We start from the raw sequence: 2,661 nt of genomic DNA on the forward strand, positions 1-2,661 counted from the left end.
CGGCGACCGTCGAGGACGTCCTCCTCATGCTCGGCGTCAACCCCGTCGAGGTGCTCGTCTCCCGGAACGGCGCCATCGTCCCCGAGGACACCGTGGTCGGCGGCGACGACGAACTCAGGGTGATCAGGTTTGTCCATGGCGGGTGAGACCGGCCGCTGCTCCTCTCCCGGCTGCACCGAACCTCCTATCACGGTGCTGCGCGGGAGCGGTGAGCGCCTCTGCGCCCGCCACTTCTCGGCGTCGGTCGAGGGACGGGTGCGCGAGACCGTCGAAGGGACGGGCATGGTGCAGGACAGCGACGTCGTCGTCGTCGGCCTCTCCGGCGGCAAGGACAGCACCGTCCTCCTCTCCATCCTCAGCCGCCTCCTCCGCGGCCGACCTGTCAGGGTCGTCGCCGTCACCGTGGACGAGGGGATCGCGGGCTACCGGGAGGAGACGATCAGGACCGCCCGCGCCATCACCGCCGCCTGCGGCGTCGAGCACGTCATCGTCTCCTTCGAGGACTATTGCGGCCGCACCCTCGACAGTCTGGTGCGCCAACGCCCCGAGCACCCCTGCACCATCTGCGGCGTGCTGCGCCGCCGCCTCCTCCAGAACGCGGCCCGCGACCTCGGGGCGACCCGCCTTGCGACCGGCCACTGCCTCGACGACGAGGCGCAGTCGGCCCTCATGAACATCCTGAACGGCGATCTCAGGCGGATCGTGCGGACCGGTGTCCCGGATACGGGTGCGTTCGTCCCGCGGATCAAACCCCTCCGCGACATCCCGGAAAAAGAAGTGACATTGTATGGTGTTGTGCAGGGGATCTACACCCCCCTCCCCGAGTGCCCGTACGCCGGGGAGGCCCTGCGGTCTGACGTCCGCACCCTCCTCTCCACCCTCGAGTACCGCCACCCCGGCACGATGGTGCGGTTGATGGAAGGGTACGGCCGCCTGCGGGAGAGGGTCGGCGGGTGTGCTGAGGCAGGCCGGGTATCGTACTGCCCCGACTGCGGCGAACCGAGCACGGGCGGCCTCTGCCGCGCCTGCGAACTCCTCAGGGATCTCAGGACGCGGTGACTACATCCCGCACTGGCTGTCCCCTTCGCGGAGTTGCATGCAGATGCCGCAGATCCGTTTCCCCAGGTCCTCGACCTTCCCGTCCTTCAGGTCGGCGGCAAGGTGCCGGATCGACTCCTTCACCTCGCCCTCGAAGACGATCCTGTAGCCCCGCTTCCCCGATATATACTGCGAGACCGCGGACGGCGCCATGTCGAGGAGATGGGCGGCCTCGAGCTGCGAGACGCCGGCCGCGATCAACTCCCCGGCAATTGCCGCTCGTATCGCCGGCAGCACGTCCCAAACGATTAACTGGCAGGGTACTTTCATACTATCACAACGTATATACGCACGAAGAGAGCACCTGTCGTGCGTACTTCACAATTGTGAATTGGTGCCCTGCACGAAAATACTTTGCCATCCTCGGTGGCACCGCTGCGGGGCAGACCAGAGGTCATCAATATGAAAAAACTGGTGTACATGGACCACGCGGCGACCACGCCCGTGAAACCCGACGTTCTTGAGGCAATGCTCCCGTACTTCTCCGAAAAGTTCGGCAACCCCTCCTCCGTCTATGCTCTCGCCCGCGACTCGAAGGAGGCGGTGGAACATGCACGTGCACAGGTTGCGGCGGCTATCGGTGCATCTCCCGACGAGATCTTCTTCACCGCCGGGGGTTCTGAGTCTGACAACTGGGCTATCAAGGGGACCGCCTTTGCGAACAGGAAGAAGGGCGACCACATCATCACCACGGCGATCGAGCACCACGCCGTCCTCCACACCTGCGAGTACCTCGAAAAGCAGGGTTTCAAAGTCACCTATCTCCCGGTGGACAGGTACGGCATGGTCGACCCCGCGGACGTCGAGGCGGCGATCACCGACCGCACAATCCTGGTCACGGTGATGACCGCGAACAACGAGATCGGCACCCTCCAGCCCATCAGGGAGATCGGCAGGATCGCCCACGCCCACGGCGTCCCCTTCCACACCGACGCCGTGCAGGCTATCGGCGCCGTCCCGATCGACGTGAAGGCCGACAACATCGACATGCTCTCCCTCTCCGGCCACAAGTTCTACGGGCCGAAGGGGATCGGCGCCCTGTACGTCAGGAAGGGCACGAGGCTCGACAGCCTCGTCCACGGCGGCGGACAGGAACGCCGGCGGCGTGCCGGCACAGAGAACCTCCCCGGCATCGTCGGCCTCGGGAAGGCGATCGAGATGGCGACCGCGGATATCGAGGGGCACGCCGCCCGTATTGCGGCGATGCGCGACAGACTCCGCGCTGGGATCCTCACCGCCATCCCCGACACTATCCTGAACGGCCACCCGACGGAACGCCTCCCGAACAACCTCAATGTCAGCTTCCGCTATATCGAGGGCGAGTCCGTCCTCCTCATGCTCGACGCCCACGGCATCTGCGCTTCGACCGGGAGCGCGTGCAGTTCGGCGTCCCTCGAACCCTCGCACGTCCTCCTTGCGATCGGTCTCCCGCACGAGACGGCCCACGGGTCGCTCCGCCTCACCCTCGGCGACCTGACCACAGACGAGGACGTGGACCATGTCCTTGCGGTGCTCCCGACGATCGTCGAGAGACTGCGGAGCATGTCGCCCCTCTATGCGGCG

General features: G+C 66.0%; 4 protein-coding genes. 3 read left to right on the forward strand and 1 reads right to left on the reverse strand.

Features of this window, described 5'->3' with window-relative positions; all coding sequences use genetic code 11:
* Positions 1-26 precede the first annotated feature (26 nt).
* On the forward strand, positions 27-146 hold the full coding sequence (locus Q0520_RS07905; protein WP_298668535.1) for a MoaD/ThiS family protein: 120 nt from the start codon (positions 27-29) through the stop codon (positions 144-146).
* On the forward strand, positions 136-1,059 hold the full coding sequence (locus Q0520_RS07910) for a TIGR00269 family protein (RefSeq protein ID WP_298668529.1): 924 nt from the start codon (positions 136-138) through the stop codon (positions 1,057-1,059). The genes Q0520_RS07905 and Q0520_RS07910 overlap by 11 nt, the downstream gene beginning before the upstream one ends.
* Here Q0520_RS07910 and Q0520_RS07915 read toward each other — a convergent pair whose 3' ends face one another.
* A complete protein-coding gene (locus Q0520_RS07915; RefSeq protein ID WP_298668533.1) occupies positions 1,060-1,368 on the reverse strand; it encodes a transcriptional regulator in 309 nt (102 codons plus the stop codon). It abuts the gene before it with no gap.
* Positions 1,369-1,494: 126 nt separating this feature from the next.
* Here Q0520_RS07915 and nifS point away from each other — a divergent pair.
* On the forward strand, positions 1,495-2,661 hold a 1,167-nt coding region (nifS, locus tag Q0520_RS07920), incomplete at its 3' end, for a cysteine desulfurase NifS (protein ID WP_298668537.1).

This window comes from uncultured Methanofollis sp. (genome assembly GCF_937919355.1).
Taxonomy (GTDB): Archaea; Halobacteriota; Methanomicrobia; order Methanomicrobiales; family Methanofollaceae; genus Methanofollis.